The organism is Micromonospora sp. Llam0, assembly GCF_003751085.1.
In the GTDB taxonomy this organism is placed as follows: domain Bacteria; phylum Actinomycetota; class Actinomycetes; order Mycobacteriales; family Micromonosporaceae; genus Micromonospora_E.
In genome coordinates this window covers 630000-651455 of the sequence record NZ_RJJY01000002.1, presented here as the reverse complement: position 1 = coordinate 651455, position 21456 = coordinate 630000, and the positions used below count along the sequence as shown (strand labels likewise).

23 protein-coding genes are annotated in these 21456 nt (G+C 68.2%); 14 read left to right on the top strand and 9 right to left on the bottom strand.

Annotated elements, in window-relative coordinates:
- From EDC02_RS30075 to EDC02_RS39840, 7 genes are all read left to right on the top strand, one after another.
- Complete coding sequence (locus EDC02_RS30075; RefSeq protein WP_233606515.1) at positions 1 to 1032, top strand: glycosyltransferase family 2 protein; 1032 nt, start codon at positions 1 to 3, stop codon at positions 1030 to 1032.
- The gene (locus EDC02_RS30070; RefSeq protein ID WP_123605672.1) at positions 1029 to 1964 is read left to right on the top strand and encodes a radical SAM protein; all 936 of its coding nucleotides are present in this window, start codon (positions 1029 to 1031) and stop codon (positions 1962 to 1964) included. Before EDC02_RS30075 ends, EDC02_RS30070 begins: the two co-directional genes overlap by 4 nt.
- Positions 1961 to 2530 carry a phosphoribosyltransferase gene (locus EDC02_RS30065; RefSeq protein ID WP_123605671.1) on the top strand — a complete coding sequence of 190 codons (570 nt, stop codon included), beginning with the start codon at positions 1961 to 1963 and terminating at the stop codon, positions 2528 to 2530. Before EDC02_RS30070 ends, EDC02_RS30065 begins: the two co-directional genes overlap by 4 nt.
- Positions 2527 to 3630: a glycosyltransferase family 4 protein gene (locus EDC02_RS30060; RefSeq protein WP_199757969.1), complete on the top strand. Its 1104-nt coding sequence runs from the start codon at positions 2527 to 2529 to the stop codon at positions 3628 to 3630. The genes EDC02_RS30065 and EDC02_RS30060 overlap by 4 nt, the downstream gene beginning before the upstream one ends.
- A complete protein-coding gene (locus tag EDC02_RS30055; protein ID WP_199757968.1) occupies positions 3630 to 4526 on the top strand; it encodes a 5'-3' exonuclease H3TH domain-containing protein in 897 nt (298 codons plus the stop codon). The genes EDC02_RS30060 and EDC02_RS30055 overlap by 1 nt, the downstream gene beginning before the upstream one ends.
- A complete protein-coding gene (locus EDC02_RS30050) occupies positions 4520 to 5155 on the top strand; it encodes a PIG-L deacetylase family protein (RefSeq protein ID WP_233606514.1) in 636 nt (211 codons plus the stop codon). Before EDC02_RS30055 ends, EDC02_RS30050 begins: the two co-directional genes overlap by 7 nt.
- Before the next feature lie 476 nt (positions 5156 to 5631).
- Entirely contained in the window at positions 5632 to 6012 is a 381-nt protein-coding gene (locus EDC02_RS39840; RefSeq protein ID WP_148083695.1) for a hypothetical protein, read from the top strand.
- 98 nt (positions 6013 to 6110) lie between these two features.
- Here the strand turns inward: EDC02_RS39840 and EDC02_RS30040 are convergent, their stop codons facing one another.
- From EDC02_RS30040 to EDC02_RS30030, 3 genes are read right to left on the bottom strand one after another with little or no spacing between them, the layout of a single operon-like run.
- The gene (locus EDC02_RS30040) at positions 6111 to 8258 is read right to left on the bottom strand and encodes a tetratricopeptide repeat protein (RefSeq protein WP_123605669.1); all 2148 of its coding nucleotides are present in this window, start codon (positions 8256 to 8258) and stop codon (positions 6111 to 6113) included.
- Between the two features lie 31 nt (positions 8259 to 8289).
- Positions 8290 to 8847 (bottom strand): DUF6879 family protein, encoded by a 558-nt coding sequence (locus EDC02_RS30035; RefSeq protein WP_123605668.1) that lies wholly within the window; start codon positions 8845 to 8847, stop codon positions 8290 to 8292.
- A 7-nt stretch (positions 8848 to 8854) separates the two neighbouring features.
- Positions 8855 to 9076, bottom strand: coding sequence for a hypothetical protein (locus tag EDC02_RS30030; RefSeq protein ID WP_123605667.1), 222 nt, complete (start codon positions 9074 to 9076; stop codon positions 8855 to 8857).
- 345 nt (positions 9077 to 9421) lie between these two features.
- Here EDC02_RS30030 and EDC02_RS30025 point away from each other — a divergent pair, with 345 nt between their 5' ends.
- Positions 9422 to 9817, top strand: a complete 396-nt coding sequence (locus EDC02_RS30025) for a hypothetical protein (protein ID WP_123605666.1) — start codon at positions 9422 to 9424, stop codon at positions 9815 to 9817.
- Positions 9818 to 9881: 64 nt separating this feature from the next.
- Complete coding sequence (locus EDC02_RS41985; protein WP_233606513.1) at positions 9882 to 10262, top strand: hypothetical protein; 381 nt, start codon at positions 9882 to 9884, stop codon at positions 10260 to 10262.
- Positions 10263 to 10452: 190 nt separating this feature from the next.
- Here the strand turns inward: EDC02_RS41985 and EDC02_RS30015 are convergent, their stop codons facing one another.
- On the bottom strand, positions 10453 to 11769 hold the full coding sequence (locus EDC02_RS30015) for an IS4 family transposase (RefSeq protein ID WP_233605980.1): 1317 nt from the start codon (positions 11767 to 11769) through the stop codon (positions 10453 to 10455).
- A gap of 716 nt (positions 11770 to 12485) precedes the next feature.
- Here EDC02_RS30015 and ltrA point away from each other — a divergent pair.
- Entirely contained in the window at positions 12486 to 13748 is a 1263-nt protein-coding gene (gene ltrA, locus EDC02_RS30010) for a group II intron reverse transcriptase/maturase (RefSeq protein ID WP_123605665.1), read from the top strand.
- Positions 13749 to 14351: 603 nt separating this feature from the next.
- On the opposite strand, the gene EDC02_RS30005 is transcribed toward ltrA, so the two are convergent.
- On the bottom strand, positions 14352 to 14564 hold the full coding sequence (locus EDC02_RS30005; protein ID WP_123605664.1) for a hypothetical protein: 213 nt from the start codon (positions 14562 to 14564) through the stop codon (positions 14352 to 14354).
- A gap of 107 nt (positions 14565 to 14671) precedes the next feature.
- Here EDC02_RS30005 and EDC02_RS30000 point away from each other — a divergent pair, with 107 nt between their 5' ends.
- Entirely contained in the window at positions 14672 to 14911 is a 240-nt protein-coding gene (locus tag EDC02_RS30000; protein ID WP_158632366.1) for a hypothetical protein, read from the top strand.
- A 369-nt stretch (positions 14912 to 15280) separates the two neighbouring features.
- Here the strand turns inward: EDC02_RS30000 and EDC02_RS29995 are convergent, their stop codons facing one another.
- Positions 15281 to 16384 carry a HAMP domain-containing sensor histidine kinase gene (locus EDC02_RS29995; protein WP_123605662.1) on the bottom strand — a complete coding sequence of 368 codons (1104 nt, stop codon included), beginning with the start codon at positions 16382 to 16384 and terminating at the stop codon, positions 15281 to 15283.
- Entirely contained in the window at positions 16381 to 17040 is a 660-nt protein-coding gene (locus EDC02_RS29990) for a response regulator transcription factor (protein WP_123605661.1), read from the bottom strand. The genes EDC02_RS29995 and EDC02_RS29990 overlap by 4 nt, the downstream gene beginning before the upstream one ends.
- 215 nt (positions 17041 to 17255) lie before the next feature.
- Between EDC02_RS29990 and EDC02_RS29985 the strand changes: the two genes are divergently transcribed.
- Complete coding sequence (locus EDC02_RS29985) at positions 17256 to 18107, top strand: trypsin-like serine protease (protein ID WP_233606512.1); 852 nt, start codon at positions 17256 to 17258, stop codon at positions 18105 to 18107.
- On the opposite strand, the gene EDC02_RS29980 is transcribed toward EDC02_RS29985, so the two are convergent.
- Positions 18095 to 18592 carry a glyoxalase/bleomycin resistance/extradiol dioxygenase family protein gene (locus tag EDC02_RS29980; protein WP_123605659.1) on the bottom strand — a complete coding sequence of 166 codons (498 nt, stop codon included), beginning with the start codon at positions 18590 to 18592 and terminating at the stop codon, positions 18095 to 18097. The genes EDC02_RS29985 and EDC02_RS29980 overlap by 13 nt on opposite strands.
- A gap of 130 nt (positions 18593 to 18722) precedes the next feature.
- Between EDC02_RS29980 and EDC02_RS29975 the strand changes: the two genes are divergently transcribed.
- Positions 18723 to 19505, top strand: a complete 783-nt coding sequence (locus EDC02_RS29975; protein WP_233606696.1) for a helix-turn-helix transcriptional regulator — start codon at positions 18723 to 18725, stop codon at positions 19503 to 19505.
- A gap of 41 nt (positions 19506 to 19546) precedes the next feature.
- A complete protein-coding gene (locus tag EDC02_RS29970; protein WP_123605657.1) occupies positions 19547 to 20269 on the top strand; it encodes a NeuD/PglB/VioB family sugar acetyltransferase in 723 nt (240 codons plus the stop codon).
- On the opposite strand, the gene EDC02_RS29965 is transcribed toward EDC02_RS29970, so the two are convergent.
- Positions 20172 to 21434, bottom strand: a complete 1263-nt coding sequence (locus tag EDC02_RS29965; RefSeq protein WP_123605656.1) for a glycosyltransferase — start codon at positions 21432 to 21434, stop codon at positions 20172 to 20174. The genes EDC02_RS29970 and EDC02_RS29965 overlap by 98 nt on opposite strands.
- Positions 21435 to 21456: the final 22 nt, after the last annotated feature.

Here is a 21456-nt window from a genome sequence, read left to right as displayed (position 1 = left end):
ATGCCGACCCTGGCCCAGATGCTGGCCGCCAGCGACAACGACCACACCGACCTGACCGCAGCGTTCACCGCCCGTACCGGGCTGGGCTGGCACGACCCGACACCAGCGGCGATGGCAGCGGGGACCGTGCTGTCGGTGGTGATCCCCGCACACAACAACGCCTACAGCCTGCCCGTCGTGCTCGACGCACTCGCGAAGCAGGACACCTCCGGAACGGTCCAAGTCATCGTGATCGACGACGCCTCCACCGACGACACCCCGGCCATCATCCGACTGCACCCCGCCGTCGACACCGCCTACCGGCTGCCCGTACAGGTGGGTGGCGCCACAGCCCGCAACGTCGGCACCCACCTCGCCGACGCCGACACCATCGTCCACCTCGACGCCGACATGGTGCTGACCGCCCACGCCCTCGCCGACATCGCCGTACGGGCCCACCCCAGCCTCGTCCAGGTCGGATTCCGGCACAACATCGCCTACCAACCCGGCCGCTACCTGCGGGCCGAGGTCCCCGACGGGGAACCGGACCTGCACGCTGACCACCGCGTCCGGTGGACCCCACCAGTCGGCAAACCCATGTTCTACACCGGCGACGTCTACCACCAGCCAATGGACCTGCGCCCGCTCGACGACACCCACGACTTCGTCGATCTCGGCCACGGCGCCCGCTACTTCGACTGGGACCTGCCGAGGATGGTCGTCACCGCCCTGGTCGCCATGCCCCGCGCAGCCGTCACCCACGTCGGCGGATTCGACCCCGGATGGACCGCCGCCGGCTGGGGAGCCGAGGACACCCACCTCGGCGCGACGCTGATCGCCGCCGGCTGCAAGATCACACCCCTGCGTCAGCTCCGCGCCTGGCACATCGACGCACCCGACGCCGCAATCCAGTGGCGCGCGAAGCTGGCCAGCGTCCCAGCGCGTATCGCCTACTACCGGCACCTCCTCGGCGAGCCCGCCCCCGCCCAGCGGGAAGCCGACCTCGCCTCGCGGGCGCAGGCCCTACTCGCGCATGCGGAGGTGCTGCGGTGACCTCTCGTGTGTATGGCGTCGATGGGCACCTCGCCCACGACCCGGCGACCGGACTGACCCACCACGCCCCACGCCCGCTACCCGCCGGCAGATGGAGCGGAGACCCGGCCGAGGTCAACCGGTGGCCGGTCGTCGCCCCCGACCAGCACGCCCGATCCCAACCCGCCAGTATCTGCTGGTCACCGATCGTCCGCTGCAACCTGCACTGCCCGCACTGCCTCGACGACACCAGCGTCCGCGAACTCGGCCCCGCCGACCGCAACCGCATCGCCCAGATCCTCGCCAGCAGCGACATCCTCGGTGTGGACATCAGCGGCGGCGAACCGCTGCTCCTCAAAGACCTACCCGACCTGGTCCGCACCGTCACCACCGGCGGACGCGCCGCAGTGTCGATCACCACCAACGGCACCCACCTGCAACGCCGCGTCCCGCACCTCGCAGGCGTCGTCGATGCCATCCGGGTCTCCCTCGACGGAGCGACCGAGGCCACCCACGACCGGCTACGCGGCACCGGCAGCTTCACCCACGCCATCGCCGGAATCCGCGCCGCCGTCCAAGCCGGCGTCTGCGTCCAGATCCAGACCGTGCTGATGGCCACCAACCAGCCCGAGACCCAACGCATGATCGACCTCGCCCACGACCTCGGCGTCAACGGCCTGACCCTGCTCCAGATGCTGCCCATCGGCGCTGGCCTGCACCAACAGAACCAGATGCTCACCGACGTCGCCGCACTCGACCACGTGCACCGCCTACACATCCCGGACCCCCTGCGCGTCCGGCTCCGCACCCGCGAACTCGCGGGCGGATTCACCGTCGTCCGCGCCGACGGACGCATCTGGCGCAACGACACGCGCGGCCTCACCATCGCCGGACTGAAGCCGCTGACCACGCCCGCCGACCTCACCCTCACCGCGAAGGACGGATCCGCATGACCAGCCGCACCGCCCAGCGGACCTTCACCCACCGCCGCGTCCTACGGCTCACCGCCCACGCCTACGAGCAGGCCGTCAACCTCCTCGCCCGCGAGGTCACCAACCGGATCGGACCCATCGAGGCGATCATCGGCATCGCCAACGGCGGCGTACCCCTGTCCCACAGCCTCGCCGCCCGCCTCGACGCCCGAGTCCTGCGGGTCGATGCCCAACACAACCCCACCGACACGATCTACACCCAGGCCACCGGCCACGTCACCCTCGACCTGCGGCCACTCACCACCGTGCTGCGCGACACCCGCCTGCTCGGCAACGTCCTGCTCGTCGACGACATCTGCGGCACCGGCGCGACCATCGACGCGCTCTACCCGAGACTAATCCCGTACCTCTGGGCGGGATCGGTCGTCCACACCGCCGTCCTGTGCCGCAACACCGGGGCCGATTACAACCCCCACCTGTGGATCTGGGACACCGACGACTGGGTGCACTTCCCCTGGGAAGCGCCCCTCCCTATCGCCACGCCCGTCGAAGACCTCGCCGTCCCCGACACCGCGCAACACCATTGACGACCGTCGCCTTCGTCCTCGCCTCCTGGCGACCGGACGCCCCCGCCGGCATGGAACGCGCCGTCGCCGGCACCGTCACCGGCCTCACCGCCAGCGGCCACCGTGCCGTGATCATCACCGCCGACCGCACCGCTCCACCCCGCTACGCCGCCGCACCCGTCGTCACCCTCGACAGCCTGCGCATCCCGCACCCCTGCGACGACGACAGCCTGCGCGACGCCATCACCGCCGCCGAAACGCCGATCCGCGCCGAGCTGACCAGCGCGTTCGCCGCGCACCAGGTCGAGATCACCGTGTACGTCGACAGCCTCTGGGGACTCGGCCGGGTCATGCCCACTACCGACATGCCCCGCCGGGTCCTCGGCATGCACGTTGTCGGCCACCACACCGACCTGGCCGCCGCCCTGCCCCGAGCCCACACCGTCATTGCCCCCTCCGACATCGTCCTGCGACGTGCCGCCGCCTGCGGCTACGACACCTCCCGCTGGCGGGTTGTCCCGAACCCTCTGCTCACCGATCAGCCGCCGGCACCGGAACCCCAACGGCACCGCCTACGCCGGGAGGGTCCGATCCGCGTCGTTGCGCGCCTGGGTCCGGAGAAGGGGGTGACGCAGCTGCTCGCCGCCGGTGCCCGCCCGTCCGGATACGCCGTCGAGATCGCCCTGGCCGCGGCCGGCTTCGAGACCTCCACCGGGGGCCAAGATCAGCTACGTGGTGAAGCACGGCGTCTCGCCCCCGGAGCCGGAGTGCAGATCCGGGCAGGTCTGCGATGGGCGCAGGTGCCCGCCTGGCTCGCCGCCGCCAGCGTCTGCATCGTGCCTTCCCTGGCCGAGACGTTCGGCCTGGTCGCCCTCGAAGCAATGTCCGTCGGAACCCCCGTCATTGCCCTCGACGTCGACCACCTCCCGGCGCTCATCGGCGACGGCGACGGCGGCGTCATCGTCGAGCAGGCCATCGGCCACGCCGGGCTGTGGCGCGCCGCCGAGCAACTCCTGCACGACCCGGTACGCTACGAACGCATCTCCAGGGTCGGCTACTACCGCGCGCGGGACTATCGACCCGCCCACATCGCTGGCCAACTCCTGAAGGTGGTGAGCTGATGGGCGGTCGCCCCATGCAGCCAACGCTCCCGATCCCCGCCGACACCACAACCGCCCCACCGCTGCTACTCGTCGACGGACACAACCTCCTGTGGGGAGCCACCTTCGGCTTCCCCGCACCGATCTACTCCCGCGACAAGACCCGCCTGCTCACCGGACTGTTCGCCTTCTTCGCCCTCCTACGAGTCGCGATCCGCAACGAGATCCCCGGCGGCAGCCCCGAAGCCATCGTCGTCTGGGACGGCGAACACGGCTCCCGGGCACGCCAGCAGGAACACGACGGGTACAAGGCCAGCCGGCCCACCGACGACGACGCCCTTCTACCGCTACGGTTCCTGCCTGACGTCAAGCGAGGACTCGACAGCTGCGGCATCGCTTGGATCGAACTGGACCAGGCCGAGGCCGACGACGTCATCGCCACCCTCGCCCACGCCACGCCTGCGCCGCGACCCGTGATCGTCATGTCCCGCGACCGGGACTACTACCAACTCGTCACCGACCGCGTACACGTCCTCAACACCCGCTTCCGCGCCGGCCACCGGCTCGTCACCCCCGCCGAGGTGTACGCCCGCCACCAGGTCACCCCCGACCAGTGGACCGACTTCCGCGCCCTGGCCGGCGACCCCGCCGACGAGATACCCGGCGTCCACGGCGTCGGCGCCAAAACCGCCGCGCGACTCCTCGACGGCGGACTCCACCTGGAAGACCTCCCCGCCTCCGGACGGCTCACCACCGGCCGCGGCCGAACCGTCGCCGAGCAGTACGACCTAGCCCTCAAATGGCGCGACCTCATCCGGCTCACCACCACCCTCGACCTGCCCCGCCACCCGACCGGCACACCCAGCCCCGCACTACCCCGACCAGCCGACATCGTTGAGGAACTCGGACTGTGGTAGCCACCCCCACCGGCGGAATCCTCACCGTCATGGCCCACCCCGACGACGCCGAACTCTGGGCCGGCGGAACCCTCGCCGTACACGCCGCCACCGGCGTACCCGTCACCATCGCCGTGCCCGGTCTCAACCCGACACGACGCCGCGAAGCCGTCGCCGGAGCCCGAATCCTCGGCGCGACACCGCACCTACTCGACGGCATCACCGTAGACACGGTGCGGGACCTACTCATCGGCATGCAGCCCGACGTCGTCATCACCCACAACCCCGACGACATCCACCCCGACCACCAACACGCAGCGCAGACGCTGCTCACCGCGCTACCCGACGTCGTCATCAGCACCGGCAGACCCCACGCCGTCTACACCTGCGACAGCTACCACAACCTCGACCGCCGTGGACACCCGCTGTATCTGCCCACGCTCATCGACATCACCCCCGCCTGGCGGACCAAGATCACAGCACTCGCCGTCCACCAGTCCCAGCCCATCACCGAGCACTTCGGCCCCATGGCGGAAACCCTGGCCCGCCTCCACGGCGGACGCGCCGGTGTCCGGTACGCCGAAGCCTTCGCCCCCGTACCCGTCCTCGGCAGACTCCCCACCACCCCACTCGCCCTAACAGAGCATTAGGGCAAGTATGTACGGATTGCTACTATCCTCTTCGGTTGTGAATTAATCAAGCGGACAATTTCGACATTCAGGGTGGGGATGGCTTTCTGGCTTAGTCGCGTCGCACAGCTTGTGCGACGTAGCCCGCAAAACTATGGCTAATTTCCGTGGAAATTTCACCGGACTACGGGGGCACCGCTTGCCTGAACAGACTCACGTGAGGTTCCGATAAAAGATGGGCGCAACCATTGGCTTGCCCGCCTCGTTGCTGATGAGACACCTCTAAAGCAATGGAGACGAGCGATGGCACCCCCGACCGTGTACCCGACTCATCCCTATCCAGAAGTGGAGTGGGTGTTCAGGGTGCTCTACCACCACGGCTTCACATTCGAAGCCAGAGCCAAGCTTTACGACGTGATCTGCCCCTGCAAGGCGCACTCGCGGCAGGCGCATCGCAGGCCCAGCAACCCCAGAGACTACGGCGAACGGTTGCTGGCGTGGGCACGGAAGCTTCGCTGTTGGCCAGAGAAGAGGGGCGGGATGTTGTCATGCGGGTCCGTATCACCTTGCGGGTTGCAGAACCCGACCGACGCGAGGTGCGACTGCCTGCAGCCCGACTCCGCCAAGAAGCCAACCGCATCATGGAAGCCCTGCTCGAAGCCGAGGAAGATGGCGCGATCGCGAACCTCGCCACCGAGACGGACGCGACCGAAAACTCGATCACGGTCGAAGCAATCGTCCCGTCCGACGACAAAGATAAGGCAAAGCAGTCGCTCGCAGCACTCCTGGCATCCTTCACCTCTGGGCAGACTGGCCGATCAGCTCGTAGCGCGTTGACATACGACATGATCGACTCCCGAGCGGAGGATTTACAGTAGCGCACACGAGATGCTCACAGTCCGTAGAGGGCTTTTCCCGTGCTGCTCGGCGAGACCCGCTGCATTGTGCCCCGACGTGCAGATACCCCGGACCTTTCTTATCCATTTGTGGGTATATTTGACTGTGTGATGAGGCGTTTGACGGTGCCGGCGTGGGGGTCGCCGAGTGGAGCGAGGATTTGAAGTGCCTGCTGCCAGCAGCGTTGCGCGTCGTCTGGTCGGTCGATGGCGTGGAAGGTATCGCCGAGGGCGGCCAAGGTGAGTCCTTCGCTACGTCGGTCGTCGAATCTGCGGAAAAGCGTCAGTGCCCGCTCGTGCTGCTGAAGGGCTTCATCCGTCTGGCCAGCCTGCTGGTATGCCAGGCCGAGCGGGTACGACGCCCAGGCAACGCTCCACTGGTCGTTGATGCTGTCCAGAATCGAGACCGCTTCCTGGTAGTGAGCGATGGCATTGTCGAGGTGTCCTCGTACGCGGTGGCAGTTGCCGAGGCTGAGTAGGGACATGCCCTCGCCTCGGGTGATTGCGTAGTTTCGGAAGACTTCCCGCGCCTGGCCGTACAGGTCAATGGCCTCTTCGATGTTTCCAGATTCCTCGTGGATGAGGCCTTGGCCGCGGAGGCAGAAGCCTTCGACCCAGTGGTCGTCGACGTCACGGCTCGCGTTGACACCCTGACGGTAGTAGTCGAGGGCGGTGTCACGCTGTTCCATCCGCCAGTAGGCGTCGCCGAGGCAGCGAAGGTTGGCTGCCTCGCCGAGGCGTGATGCGGCGGATCGGGCGGCGCGCAGGCCGATTAGGTGCACGTCTCGCCAGTCGGCCCAGTACGACTTGAGTTCGAAGAATCCGTCGCTGACGACGGGCAGCTGCCAGGCGACGTCGTGGTCGCCCAGCTCGTCTGCCTGCCGGATGGCGTCGAGGATGTTCAGCCGCTCCCGCTCGAACCATGCCATCGCCTCGGCCACCGTGCCGGGAGAGGTGACCGGGATGTCGGGTTCGGCTGGGGGGAGGGCGATGGCGTGGGAGTAGGGAAGGATGACCTTGCGGCCTTCCTCAGCCGTCCACAGGTACCAGGTGTAGAGGCGGCGTCGTGCTCGGTGTTGCTGCTCGGGTGATTCTTCGGCTTGCGCGCGTTCGAGGGCGTATGCACGTAGGAGGTCGTGGAGCAGGAATCGGTGGCGGGCAGGATTCTGGATGAGGTGCGCTGCGGTGAGCTGGTCAAGCAGGCTACGAGCTTGCGGGAGGCTGACACCGGCGATGGCTGCGGCGGCGGCGATGGAGATATCGGAGCCTGCGTGCAGCCCGAGGAGGCGGAAGAACCGCGCTCTCTCCTCGGGCAATGCCCGGTAAGACCAGGAGAACACCGTTCGGACATCGGAGAGTTCATCGTCGTCGACCGTCAGGGCGTCAAGCTGCTGGTCGACGAGCGCGAGGTCGGTCACGAACTCTGCGAGGGTGGCGTAGGGGGCGTTCGCGATGCGCTCCGCGATAATGCGCAGGGCAAGCGGGAGGTAGGCGCAGCGGCGGGCGAGTTCGGCGGCGGCCCCCGGTTCCGTGCTGACTCGGTCGCCGCCGATACTGTCGCGCAGCAGCGCGATCGCCTCTTCGGGAGACAGGACGTCCAGGGTCATCCGTGACGCTCCTTCCCGTGCGACAAGCCCGGAGAGCCGGCTACGGCTGGTGATGATGGCCATGCAGGTCGGTGTGGCGGGCAGCAGTGGCCGCACCTGGCCGACCGTGGACACATTGTCCACCACGATCAAGACCCGTTTGCCGGCCAGCACGGACCGGTAGAGGGTGGCGCGTCCCTCGGTGTCGGTCGGGATCTGTTCGGCCGGTACGTGAAGTGCCCGGAGGAAGGCGTCCAAGGCTTGGCCGACGTCAAGGGCCGGGCCCGGCCCGTAGCCGCGCATGTCGATGTAGAGATCGCCGTCGGCGAACCACTGTCGGACCCGGTGAGCCCAGTGTACGGCCAGGGCTGTCTTGCCTACACCAGGAGCGCCCGCGATGGCCGCGACGGTCATAGCGGAACCACTCGTTGCGGTGGTTCCGTCAACGGTGGGTAGCGCCTCGTCCAGTCGGTTGAGGGTCTGCTCGCGGTTGACGAAGCGAGTTGGGTCAATCGGCAGTTGGCGAGGTGGCGGCGATGGAGGCGGTGCCGCGTGACCGAGCAGGTTGACGCCGCCGTACACCGTGCCGGCCTGAACGACCGCCTCAGCATCGCCTGACGATTCATTGCGCGCCGTGTGCACGCTGTCTCCTCACCGGCGGCGAGCTGTGGGTCTATGGAGGGCTGGGTTGGAGGCGGTCTGCGTAGGTCCGGTACGGCATCGACGCCGAGACGGCGGCATCACGCCATAGGTTGGTTTGGACGATCTTGGCGGGATCGCTGATCAGCTCGCCGGAGACGAACCGTCCTTCCTCGTCGTAGTACATCGCTACGAGCTGCGAGGAGTCGAACAGCCAGTAGTCGTAGTGCGGCAGTGCAGCCGGCCAGTCGTTACCAGCGACCACGATGAGGCGAACGTCCTCGCCGGCCTCGACCGTGTGTTCGTAGGCCCAGCCGCACTCGAACCGGACGTAGTCGGACAGTGGCTCGGTGACGACGTGGACGCGGTGCATCCGCTTGCCGGCAGACACCGCTGCCCGCACGGTGTCGCACCAGGCGGCGATCCCGGGGAACTCCCCGCGGCGCTCGCCAGCCAAGAACCGAGTGAACTCATCCTGCTCGTATGACACGTCGTACCGCTGAAGCGTCTCCAGCCGGTACGCCGTGTAACGGAAGTCGCGGAACAGCTGGTTGAACTCGTCGTCATCCAGAGACGTGAATGATCGGGTCAACCCTGGATCACCGCTGTCCGGACTCGCGGTAGCGCTCGATCGCGCCGAGAACAACGTCGGCAGAGATCCGGACCGCCCCCTCGCCAGGAAGAACGTTTTCCAGCTCGCCGAGGGTATCGCCGTCGAGCAGGTGCCCCTGGATGACCAGCTCGCCGCTTTCTGCGAGGTAGACCGTCGGGCAACCGTTGCCACCCGACCCGGGATCTTTGTAGAGCCTGGTCAGCTTCACTGCGATCTCCTTCGAAGCATGGCAACAGCCAGCGCCGTCGGTAAGGAGGCTACTGCTTAGCGTAGTGGTCGAACAAGTCGGTGTCGTCTATCCGATTCTGGCGCCTCGGGCACCCGCGTCGTCGCGCGCGCCCAGCCTCGAAGCGTCAGCAAGGCGGAACGACTCGGCGGGCTGCTTGCGATCATGACGCCTCGAACCAGGTCCCAGGCTCAACCCGCCCGGCCCGGAGGGAGGGCCGTGGTGGGCTGGGACCGGCGGTAGCATCGAGGTAGACAGGTTGACTGCACGCATTTCTAGTCGATCTTCGTGCCAGTCGGCGCTAGACGTTCGGAGGAGAGCGCCACAGTGGAGCAGCTCATGGCTACCGCCGCGACGACGCTCGTCGCCTGGACGACCACCGAGATCGCCCAGGGCGGCCGGCTGGCGGTGTCGGCGCTGATCGATTTCCTTCGAGACCGATTCCGGCGCGCTCCCGAGGATCGGGCGGTCATTGAGGATGTGCTTCACGAGCCGTCACCGGACGCCGTTCGCTCCCTCGCCGAATTGCTGGATCGAGAGGCGCTGCGCGACCCGGCGTTCGCCGCAGAGTTCCGGGCCCGATGGGAACAGGCCGATGCGGCCGTCCTAGCGGGTGCGAACGGCGTCGCGAACTCCATCTCGGGTGACGTGAGCGGACCCGTAGTGCAGGCCCGCGATATACACGGTGGCGTCTCCTTCGGCGGAGGCTCAGCACAACCCTGACCTTCCGAGCGCTGGCGAGCGCCTTGTACCTTCACCTTCGGGTACCACTGGTCGGATCCACGGCATGTCGCTGCCGCCGCGCACGGGACAGCACGAACGTTCCGAGGGACGGGCAATATCGGTAAGGTTGAGCGCCGGGCAGGTGCCGGCGAAGCCGGACTGGCGGGCGGAAGGGAGCGGGTTCGTCGTGCATGGGAGTGCCGAGGTCGTCGATCAGATCATGAGGACCCTCGACCGAGAACTACCAGACATCGCAGCGCAGATCCGTGAGGAGATTACCCGGGGGCGCATGGTGAAGGGATCGAAGCTGCCCGAGCGCATCCGGCAGGATCGGCAAGATGCTCTCAAGGCGCAGCGTCTCGGGCGCATCGGCAAGGACGAGCTTGCCGATGTGCCGTACACCGGCGACGAGAGCCTTGCCACAATGCCACGTAGCCTAGGTTGATCTTGATGGTGGCTGGACCCGATGGATGTGGATGGTCGGTGGACGCTGGTGGCGGATGCTGGCCGGTTCGTGGGGTTTCTTGACCCGGTACTGGTTGTGGCGGGCGCGTTTGACCGCGCGGGGGCAGGTGCGTTCGCGTCGGGTGGGGATCAGGAGAGCGGCGATCCGGGCGAGGTGGGTCGGTAGCTGGTCAGCCCAGTCCTGAGGGGGGAATGTCCGCCGTGCCGGTGGCGGTGCGGCGGATCAGGCGCAGGGCTCTGGTGAAGGAGATCCTGTCCGGATCGAGGTCGGCGGCGGCGGACGCTTTCGCTGTCAGCGCGCTGATCGCGTGGTGGACGATCAGGTAGGCCCAGATCTCCTGATGGGCCAGGTCCGGCAGACGGGACCGCAGCACCCGTCCGGGACCACGGAGGTGGGTTTTGAGCTGGTCGTTGGCGGTTTCCTCCTCCCACCGCTCGTGGTAGCCGCCAGCTAGTTCGTCGGCGTGGGCGTCGGCGGGGTCGACGATGGTGGTGATCAGGGCGATCAACTCGCCGGTGCCGTCGCCGACGCGGTCGGGAATGTCGTACTCGACCACCCGGGCGAGGTGGACGACCGGCAGGCCCCGGTCGTCGAACGCGTCGGGAACGCTGTTGATGTCGGTCAGGTCAGCTCCGGCGCGGGCGGCCGCGAGCAGTCGTTCCCGTCGACCGCCACGGACGGTCGGTTTGATCAGGACGGTGAGATAGGTGCCGTCGGACAGGATCTTGACCACGGGCAGGTCGAGCTGGGTCGGGGCCCGCCACAGCAGCGCGGCGCCGGTCGCGGCGGCGGTGTCCCACGCCTGCCAGGAGTAGAACCCCCGGTCGGCGGTGAGTAGTTCGTCGGACCGTAGCCGTGGGTACAGCCGCTGCGCGAGGGTCTTCTCCCCTTCCGGGTAGGCGCCGATCTCGGCGGCGACGAAGGCGTGGGTGCCGCACTCCGCGAGGGCCACGACCCGGGCCTTCGGAAACGCGGAACGGTTCCCCCCTGACCCGGCGTAGCCGAACTCGGCCGCGTTAGCCGTGCTGTCGGGCACATCGACGGTGAACCCGTCGATCGCCAGCAGCCGCCACCGGCGTAGGAACGACCCCCGCGCGGTCCCCAACGCGCCCGCCGGCGCTGTCGGGCCCGCCTCGCCCGCGACCGGCCCGCACGTGCGCTCGAACAGCTCGGCGAACACCCGGCGGCCCAACCGTTTCCGCGCCTGGCTGATGGCACTCGAGGTCGGCACGCTCCACGCCGCGTCCCAGCACCCGAACCGGTCCAACGACCCGGTGACCCTGGTCGCGACCTCGGTGTAGTCATCGTCGGGGAACAACGCCAACCCCAACGTCAGGTAGGTGCTCACGTGCGCCGGCAGTTTCCCGTCCGACCGCTGCTCCCGCACCCCGCACACCTCGATCGCGGCGTCGACCTCCTCCCGCGACACCTGCGAGATCAGCACCCCGAGCGTCACCTGATCCGGCCGTACCACTGGACGGTCCACCACATCCACCGACATGACCCGTGATCAAAACAGTCAGCCGAGCCGTGGTCGTCCCGCCACGCCGCACCGCCCAGGAGTCCACATCAAACCCGCAGGTCAAACCCAAGATCAACTTAGGCTACGTGGCATTGTTGTGTCCCGAACGCGAAAGGACAGGAATATGTAGGAATATCTGTCTTGCGGCGATGCTGTACGGAAGATGAAGGTTTGGCCCTTCGGAGTCGCTCTGCTGGGGGAGGCTTCAAACCACCTCATGCTGCATTAGCTGAAGACTGTTGTGGTGAACGATGGGGAAAGGCATCCATTCGAGATGTCAGGTGGGGGTCGGGAAGGCGAGCGAAAGCGAATCGCTGATGACGTGTCGAAAATTAGAAGGCGACATCGAAACCGGGGTGTCAATGCGATCCCGGGATGAGTCTGGCGGGGACCAGTTTACTGGCCAGGCGGTGTCCGGCATACAGGCGACGCGAGCCCGACCTGCGGCTTTCGTGCGGAACGGGAGAAGGCGTGTGAGGAAACTACCCGCCGCTGCTGGGGCGGGTGAGAGGGAGCGTTCCGGGCGGCCCGAAGCCGTGAGGGATTGAGTACCGTTGCCGATCGCGCTGGCGGACCGACTCGTAGTAGTGGCGAAGCTCCTGTAATAGGGGTGGAGCGAAGGGGTCGGGTCGTTCGTGGCTGGTTTACCCGATCAACCGGCGATTGCTGGGAGGAGTCGTGTGGATGAGTTGAAAGCACCAGGCAAGCCGTTCGTTGTTTCGAAGCGGGCTGTCTGGGAGGCGTACGAGAAGGTGAAAGCGAACAAGGGGGCGCCGGGGGTGGATGCGGTGTCTTTGGCGGAGTTCGAGAAGGATCTGAAAAACAATCTCTACAAGATCTGGAATCGGATGTCGTCAGGGACGTATTTTCCTCCTCCGGTGCGGGCGGTCGAGATCCCGAAGACTGGGGGAGGCGTGCGAACGCTCGGTGTTCCCACGGTCGGGGACAGGATCGCGCAGACGGTGGCGGCGCGGGAGGTGGAAGCGCGGGTCGAACCGATCTTCCATCCGGACTCGTACGGCTACCGGCCTGGGCGGTCGGCGGTCGACGCGGTAGCTGTTTGCCGTAGGCGGTGCTGGCAGAACGACTGGGTGATCGATTTGGACATCCGGAAGTTCTTCGACACGGTTCCGTGGGAACTGCTACTAAAAGCAGTCACCGCGCATACTGATAAGCCCTGGGTTCTGTTGTATGTGGGACGCTGGTTGAAGGCGCCACTGCAACTACCCGACGGCGTGCTACAGGAAAGAGATCGTGGTACTCCGCAAGGGTCCGCGATTTCACCGGTCCTGGCTAATCTGTTTCTCCATTACGCGTTCGACGCGTGGATGGCCAAGGTGTTCCCGGTCGTCCGGTTCGAGCGTTACGTGGATGACGTGGTCGTGCACTGCGTCAGTGAACGGCAAGCTAAATACGTGCTGGCCGAGATCACGAAACGGATGACTGGGGTTGGGCTTGCTCTACACCCGGAGAAGACCCGGATCGTCTACTGTCAGGACGACAACCGGCGTGCAGATTCATCCGAGCACACCGAGTTCGTTTTCCTCGGCTACAGCTTCCGGAGACGCTCCGCGCGAACAAAGGAAGGAGCGATGTTCCTGTCGTTCCTGCCGGCGATCAGTAGCCAGGCCCTGAAGAAGATCAGTGCCCAGGTGCGGTCCTGGCGGCTGCACCATCGCACATGCCTAACCGAAGCGGACCTCGCCGATTGGATGAACCCGATCGTACGGGGTTGGATGAACTATTACGGGGCGTTCTACCGATCGGCCCTGTATCCCCTCCTGGAACGTATCAACGCCTACCTGCTGCGGTGGGTCCGTCGAAAGTACAAACGGTTGCGGGGCAAGAGGAAAGCCCGGTCGGCATGGAACAGAGCCGTTCAGAAACGCCCGAGGGCTTTCGCCCACTGGGCGTGGGTCACCCACGCTCCCACGGTCTGGTGACCAGAGCGACAAGAGCCGTATAACGGGCGACTGTTACGTACGGTTCTGTGAGGGCCCGGGGGTGAGATTCCCCCGGGCTACTCGGCAACCTTGTACTCCCCCTCCTGACCGTCGTCGAGTGGACGTGTGTCGGTTTCTTGGCGCGGTGTAGACCTTTCCTGAGCTGGTATCGCTATGGTTAGGGCGTAGTGTGTTCAAACTTTCTTTACTTGTTCAAGGGCGGGCCTTCGGCCCGCCGCCGTGTTGCGCCGGGGCGCGCGTGCGGCCTGGCGGCCGGTCACGCCCCGGCGGACACGGCGCAGCAGGGAGTAGACGTTAACCCGATCACCGCTGTCGCTCAGCGCCCGAGAATGACTCGCAAGGAACGACCGACAAGCCCCAAGCATGGGGGCAGTGTCCGCCGGGGACGAGCAGGCGACCCCCCGTGCCAGCCTTGAGCCGTAGCCCAGGCCAGATCAAAACCGGCACCGGCGCGGGGGAGGTGGCCGTCGTGGTCGGCCCGAGCGCCCCGAGCCACGTCCGCAGCCGTTGAGGTCAGGTCAAAAGCGCTGCGGTGGTGGTGTCCGCCGAGGTCAAGGCTCGTGACACGAAAGCCGACTGGAGTCAGTCGTTCTGCCAGGGCCGATTGCGGCTGATCCACGCAGCGACCTCGGACCGCAACCAGATCGGGCCTTGGCCGAGCACAGCGACCGGGTCGGGGAAGCCCTTCGAACGGCTGATGACCCACGCGCGCTGTTTCGACATCGGCCGGTCGGGTGTGCCCAGCATCGTGCGCAGTTCGGCTGCGCCGACCAGGTCGGCGGGATCGACCTCCACTCGGCTGACCGTAGGCAGGGACCCTGGTTGTTGACCTGAGTCTGTAGATGCTTCACCCTGTGGTGGTCACGTCACGACACCAGAGAGTGAGCAGCCGCATGACCTCGATGGACGATCAGCGTTGGCTCAACCCCGACCACAGCCGCGAATGCCACATCGACGAGCCCGCAGACGTCGGCCTCACCCTGCGCTGGTCGTGGGAAGACCTGAAAGCCGAACATGGCGAGAGCGGAGCAACGAAGATCCTCGCCGACCTGATGGACGCGTTCGAGGCCAACGGCGGGCAGCCGGTCACCGCCGAGCAGATCGAGGCGGCCGGAGTACGCCGCACCCTCGACGATGACTGACTCTCCCGCACTCCGGCGACCCCCGAGACGGCACCGGTCCGGGGGTCGCCGCGTCCCAGCCGGACAGCAAGGAGTCGGTAATCTTCGATGTCGCGGGCATGATCATCGGGCACAGATCCGGCACAACCAAGCTCGATAACGGGTGTAAAACGTCGGCAGGTGCTGAGGCTTTCCGTCCTGGCCAACGGCCAGATCTGCCCGATTTAGGATGACCTCTAGCCGACTGCCGGCATTAGGGGTTCGAATCCCCTCAGCTCCACCAGAAGAAGCAGCAGACCAAGGGCGGGTTCTCGGAGGATCGAGAGCCCGCCCTTGGTCGATGACGCCGGCGGGTTGATCGTCCATCCAGGAGAGACTCGCCGCAGGCCCTCAGGTCGAGGCGGTGGGCGACGACGAGGCGGGGAACGACACCTGGACCCGAAGGCCGTCGTGGCCGGTGGACGAGGCCGAGATGATGCCATCGTGCGCCCGGGTGATCGAGCGGGCTATCGCCAGTCCGAGCCCGGCCCCGCCGCTGTGGTCGATACGGTTCCCGAACCGGCGCCGGAAAGGCTCGAACAGGGCCGACACCTCCTCGACGGGCACGTCATCGCCGGTGTTCGACACGACCAGGGCGGGGTCGTCACCGACCTGCACCTCGATGACCCCGTCGGCCCGGTTGTACTTCACGGCATTCTGCACAAGGTTGGCGACCAGCCGCTCCAGCAGCACCTGCTCGCCGATCACCACTCGGGGCTGGAGCCGGCTGGTGATCGTCACCCCGGCTTCGGCGGCCCGCGCCTGATGAGCGTCGAGCACCGCGGCCACGATCCGGTCGAGCCGCTGTGGTGTCCGGGCGACCAGACCGCGGTCGCTCTCGCTGAGCACCAGCAGCCCTTCGATCAGGCGCTCGTTGCGCTCATTGGTCGCCAGCAACTGGGTCGTGAGGAGTTCGAGCTGCTCGGCGGTCAGGGTCCGGGCCATGCCGACCTCGATCAGTGTCCGTTGCACGGCGAGCGGGGTACGCAGCTCGTGGGACGCGTCCGCAGCAAACCGGCGTTGTGCTTCGTAGCCGACGGCTATCCGATCCATCATCTCGTCGATTGCTCGGCCCAACTCGGCCAGCTCGGAACGGCCCGGACCTGGGCGGAGCCGGTGACCCAGATTCATCGGTCCGACGTTCGCGATCCCGGCGGCCAGCTCCCGGATCGGCCGCAGGCACCACCGCACCATCGGGTACGCGGCGGCCAACATGGCCACCAGCGCGGCGGCGAGAGCGATCGCGGGGGGAATGCTGGGCCGCCGGAACATCTGCACGCAGATGAACGGGGTATCGCTGTCCGGCGCCTGCCCCGGTGGAATGCCGCACCAGTCAGCACTGAACGCCTGCCACCACGCGAGTGTCTGCCCAGCGAGCACCGGTGCGACCTGGGCCGCGAGCAGGAGTGCGCCACACAGCAGCAGGATCCGTCGGGCCGGTGTCCGGGGACTCATGGACCGAGCCGGTATCCGGCACGTGGCACCGTGTGGATCACCTCGGGTTCATCCAGCTTGCGGCGCAGCGTCATGACGGTCATGCGGACCGAGTTGGTGAACGGGTCGGCGTGCTCGTCCCAGGCCTGTTCCAGCAGGTCCTCGGCGCTGACGACGCCACCATCGGCCCGCATCAGCACGTGCAGGACGGCGAACTCCTTCGGCGACAGCGACAGCACCCGACCGTCGCGGGTGGCCGTGTGCCGCGTGACGTCCAGGACGATCCCGCTGCGCTCCAGCACCGGCGGCAACGCCGGGCCCGAGCGCCGGGACAGAGCCTGGACCCGGGCGACGAGCTCGGCGAATGCGAACGGCTTGGTCAGGTAGTCGTCGGCACCGAGGCCGAGACCTTCGACCCGGTCGCGGATGCCGGCCGCTGCGGTCAGCAGCAGCACCCGGGTGCCGTCACCGGAGTCGACGATCGATCGGCACACCTCGTCGCCGGTGTGTCCCGGCATGTCCCGGTCGATGACGGCCACGTCGTACCGGTTGACCCCGAGTCGTTCCAGGGCCCCGTCTCCGTCGTAGACCACGTCGACGGCCATCGACAGCCGGCGTAGTCCTTCGCCGACCGTGTCGGCCAGCAATCGCTCGTCGTCCGCCACCAGCACCCGCACGCCGTGTCCTTCCGCTGCCCCGTCCCGGCTGCCCGACAGATGCCCCGTCCCGGCTGCCCGACAGATTCGCACAGCTCGGATAAAGGATGGATAAGGGCGTCGCTGACGCTCTCCTGACCACCGGACCGCAAGCATGATCCCATCCACGCTGCTTCTCATAGGTGTCGGTGATCGCTTTGCGAAGATATGTGCTGAATTCTCTCATGATCTTCCTGATGGCCGCAGCTGTCGTTCCCATCGGGGCCCGTAGCGCGGCGGCGATCGCGTACGGCGCGGACGCACCCGACGGGGCCTACCGGTTCTCGGTCCTGCTCACCATGACCGACCTGCCCACCGCCGACGGTGGCACCCGGGACAGCTCCTGCTCCGGGGCACTGATCGCACCGCGCTGGGTGATCACCGCCGGGCACTGCTTCCGAGGTGCCGACGGCCGCTGGGTGAGTCGCACCGTGGCCGGTCGTACCACCGCGACGATCGGGCGCACCGATCTGAACAGTGGGGGCGGACAGGAAGTCGAGGTCATCGCGGTGCACCAGGCCGAGACGAGCGACGTGGCCCTCGCCGAGCTCGGCACCGCCGTCACCGGCATCACGCCGCTGAAGATCGCCACCACGCCGCCGACGGTGGGCGAGACGCTCCGTCTGACCGGATACGGACTGGTCACCGCCGGCGATGCGATCGTCGCCACGACGCGGCTGCAGACCGGCCAGTTCATCGTCGAGGCGGTCGGCGAGACCCTGATCGAGACTTCCGGTCGGGCACCCCGTCCGGACACCAGCCCGTGCGCGCACGACTCCGGCGGTCCATACTTCCGCGAACGAGCCGATGGAACGGCCGAACTGGTGGCCGTCGTCAGCTCGGGACCGGGCTGTCCGCACCCTGGAGCGGACTTCAGCGCCCGCACCGACAACCTCGACGCCTGGATCGCCGACACGATGGCCGGAACATCGGATCCGGGCCGGATCGTCCTCGGCGCCGCAGCGCTCCTCGTGACCTGTGTTCCCCTGGCGGCCATCGCTGCGCTGAGATTGCGGCGTGCCAACCGGCCGCTTCGTCAGCCCTGCTGAGCGGCCCATTCGGCGACCCGGCGGGCGCTCTCGGACTCGGACAGGTCCTCGACCCGGGTCATGATCGACCAGCGCACCCCGTACGGGTCGCGGATGCTGGCGAACCGGTCACCGGAGACGAAGGTCGCCGCCGGTTCCCGTACCGTCGCGCCGGCCGCGACCGCGCGGGCGAGCGTGGCGTCGACGTCCGGGCAGTACCGGCCGATCGAGTAGCAGTCCTCGTCGCCGGCCGGCGGGGCGACCAGACCGTACGCCGGGGACGGCTCGCCGAGCTGCAGTTGGCCGTTGCCGAAGTCGAGCACCGCGTGCACCACGGCGCCGCCCATCTCGGTCACGTCCACCACCCGGGCGCCGAACACGTCCCGGTAGAAGGCGATCGCGCCGCGCGCGTCCGGGATGGCCAGGAACGGGGTGAGGCTGGTGACGCCGTGCGGCGTACCGTTGGTGGTGTGTCGGCCGTCGGCGGCCGCGAAGGTGTCGGACATGTCCCGACCCTAGGCAGCGCCCACCGCCGCTGGCTTGGAGATTCGCGACAGCCGGCGACCTGCCGGTGCCGCAGGCCGTAGCCTGGCTGCCGTGGACCCGGCGCAGCGCGGCATCCTGTACCCGGCCCGGCTGCCGACCTTCGCCCGGCTACCGCCGCCGGAGCAGGTCGCGCCGCTGGTCCGCTGGTTCTGGATCCCGCAGTGGCGGATCGCGCCGGGCCGGGTCTCCCGGCAGCAGATCCTCTCGTTCCCCGCCTGCAACCTGGTGGTCGGCCCGGACGGCGTGGAGCTGGCCGGCCCGACGACCCGGGTCTCGTACCGGGACCTGACCGGCACCGGCTGGGCGGTCGGGGCGCTGCTGCGTCCGGCGGCGGTGCCGCACTTCACCTCGGACCCCGCTGCGCTGCGGGACGCCTCCCGCCGGCTGGACCTGCCCGACCTGCAGTCGCCGGTGGTCGAGGCGATGACCGGCGCCGGCGACGCGTCGCAGCGGCACGCCGCAGCGGTGGCGGCGTTCGCCGACTGGCTGAACGCCACCGTCGGGCCGCCCGGTCCGGAGGCGCTGCTGGCCAACACCCTGGCGGAGCTCGTCGACACCGATCACGCGGTGCTGCGGGTCGAGGACGTCGCCGCCCGGCTGCACGTGTCGACCCGTACGGTGCAGCGGCTGGCCCGCCGCCACGTCGGCCTGTCGCCGCTGACGATGATCCGCCGACGACGGTTACAGGAGGCGGCGCAGCTGCTGCGTACCGATCCGGCCACCGACCTGGCCGGGCTGGCGGCCCGACTCGGGTACGCCGACCAGGCCCACCTGGCGACCGAGTTTCGTACGGTGCTCGGATTCACGCCGACCGCGTACCGTCGCGGGACGTCGGACGCCGTCACCTCCGCGACCGCCCGCCGGTTCAGTTGACGGGGGCGGTGGGCGGTTCCGGGCCGGCGAGGGAGCGACCGTTGACGACCGACGTGGTGATCGTGGGCGCGGGTGGGATGGGCCGCGAGATGTACGGCGTGATCAGGTTGCTGAACGACCTGGCCGCCGACGGGCCCCGGTGGCGGGTGCTCGGGTTCGTCGACGATTACCCCGGCGGGTCGACCGTGGAACTGGTACACCGCCTCGGTGTTCCGTTCCTCGGCCCGACCCGGTGGCTGGCCGACCAGCCGGCCACCACCCGGGTCGCCCTCGGCGTCGGGCAGCCCGACCTGCGCCGCGAGACCGCCGGGACGATCGCCCGGTACGGCCTGCCGGCTGCCACAGTGGTGCACCCGGCCGCCGAGATCGGCCCGGACTGCGTCGTCCAGGAGGGGCTGTTCGCCGCCGGTGGCGCCCGGGTCACCACGAACGTGGTCATCGGCCGGCACGTGCACCTGAACCAGAACTGCACGGTGGGCCACGACGCCGTGCTGGGTGACTTCGTCTCGGTGAATCCGTTGGCCGCGGTCTCCGGCTACTGCCGGCTGGCCGACGGCGTCATGGTCGGTGCCGGCGCTGTCGTCCTGCCGACGTTGACGGTGGGCCGTGCCGCGACCGTGGGCGCCGGTGCCTGCGTGACGAAGGACGTGCCGGCCGGCGTCGTGGTCACCGGCGTGCCGGCCCGCCCGCACCGGACCGGCTCGGCGCCACGACCTGTCGCGTCGGATCGAGGATCATCTGCCGGGCCTGGTCGAGCACGCTGACCGGGTCGCGGCCGGCCCGCCACCGGCGGTACGCGGCCCCCGCCGCCGACCTGGCCCGGTGGCGCTGCTGCGGGGTGGCGGTGGCGACCTGGGTGATCAGCGCTGCCAACGCCGCCGGGTTCAACTCGGTGAGCACCAGCCCGCCGCCGTCGCGCAGCACGGTGGTCCACGGGGTCCGGTCGGAGCAGAGCACCGGGCAGTACGCCGACAGGCTTTCGGCGATGGCGTTGCCGAAGTTTTCGCCCTGGGTCGGCAGCACGAACGCGTCGTACCGGGAGAAGGTCTCGCGTACCTGCCCGGGATGGAGTTCGCCGTGGTAGTCGACCACGGCCGGGCCGGGTAGGGCGTCCAGTAGCCGTTGACACCGCTGCCAGTACGCCGGGTCGCCCACCGGCCCGTAGATGTCCAGCCGCACCGGGACCGGGACGTGGGCGAGTGCGGCGAGGACGAGGTCGAGGTTCTTCATCGGGGAGATCCGCCCGATGAAGACCAGCCGGGCGGGCCCGGTCGCGGCCGGCCGGTCGGGTGCCGGGCCCGGTTCCGGGCCGCTGCCGATGGCGACGACCCCGATCCGGGCCCGGGGCAGCACCCGGCGGATGTCGGCGGCCTCGCCCGGGGTGGTGGCGTGCCACGTCACCCGCGGCCCGGCCAGCATCCACCGCCAGCCGGCCAGGAAGATCCGTTTGCGGACCCGGTGCAGCGCGAGGGCGGCCGACCCGAACTCCCCGCGGGGGGCGATCAGGATGTGGTCCGCCCGGAGCAGTCCGATCCGGACGAGTGCGATCGGCAGGAGGGAGAAGATCGACCAGACGCTGTTCACGTACAGCAGATCGAACCGGGCCGGCCGCAGCGTTCGCCAGAGCGTCCGCCAGTGGGCCGGGTGACGCGGACCCAGATAGAAGACCTTGGTCCGACCGAACCGGGTCCAGCGGCCGGAGAGACCGGGGTAGGGCTTGTCGCGGCCGAGGTCGTGGTCGCGGGTCAGCAGGGTCGTGTCGATGTCGTCGCCGGCCAGCTCGAGGATGTCCGAGACCGAGCGGACCGGGCCGCCGGCCCGCCAGCCGGGGTGGAAGTAGCCCGCGGTGACGAGGACCTGGAACCGTCCGCCGTCGACTGGCACCGGCCGTCGCCGGGGGTGCGTCGCGGGGGCGGTGTCGTCGGCCATCCTCGCTCCTCGTCGGCGGGTC

What these genes read in the sequence shown, in the direction of transcription:
- EDC02_RS29985 (WP_233606512.1), top strand. Translation starts at nt 17,256, where the DNA reads ATGGCCGCAGCTGTCGTTCCCATCGGGGCCCGTAGCGCGGCGGCGATC.
- EDC02_RS29980 (WP_123605659.1), bottom strand. Translation starts at nt 18,592, where the DNA reads ATGTCCGACACCTTCGCGGCCGCCGACGGCCGACACACCACCAACGGT.
- EDC02_RS29965 (WP_123605656.1), bottom strand. Translation starts at nt 21,434, where the DNA reads ATGGCCGACGACACCGCCCCCGCGACGCACCCCCGGCGACGGCCGGTG.
- EDC02_RS30075 (WP_233606515.1), top strand. Translation starts at nt 1, where the DNA reads ATGCCGACCCTGGCCCAGATGCTGGCCGCCAGCGACAACGACCACACC.
- EDC02_RS41985 (WP_233606513.1), top strand. Translation starts at nt 9,882, where the DNA reads ATGTCGCTGCCGCCGCGCACGGGACAGCACGAACGTTCCGAGGGACGG.
- EDC02_RS30000 (WP_158632366.1), top strand. Translation starts at nt 14,672, where the DNA reads ATGGACGATCAGCGTTGGCTCAACCCCGACCACAGCCGCGAATGCCAC.
- EDC02_RS30065 (WP_123605671.1), top strand. Translation starts at nt 1,961, where the DNA reads ATGACCAGCCGCACCGCCCAGCGGACCTTCACCCACCGCCGCGTCCTA.
- EDC02_RS30055 (WP_199757968.1), top strand. Translation starts at nt 3,630, where the DNA reads ATGGGCGGTCGCCCCATGCAGCCAACGCTCCCGATCCCCGCCGACACC.
- EDC02_RS29995 (WP_123605662.1), bottom strand. Translation starts at nt 16,384, where the DNA reads ATGAGTCCCCGGACACCGGCCCGACGGATCCTGCTGCTGTGTGGCGCA.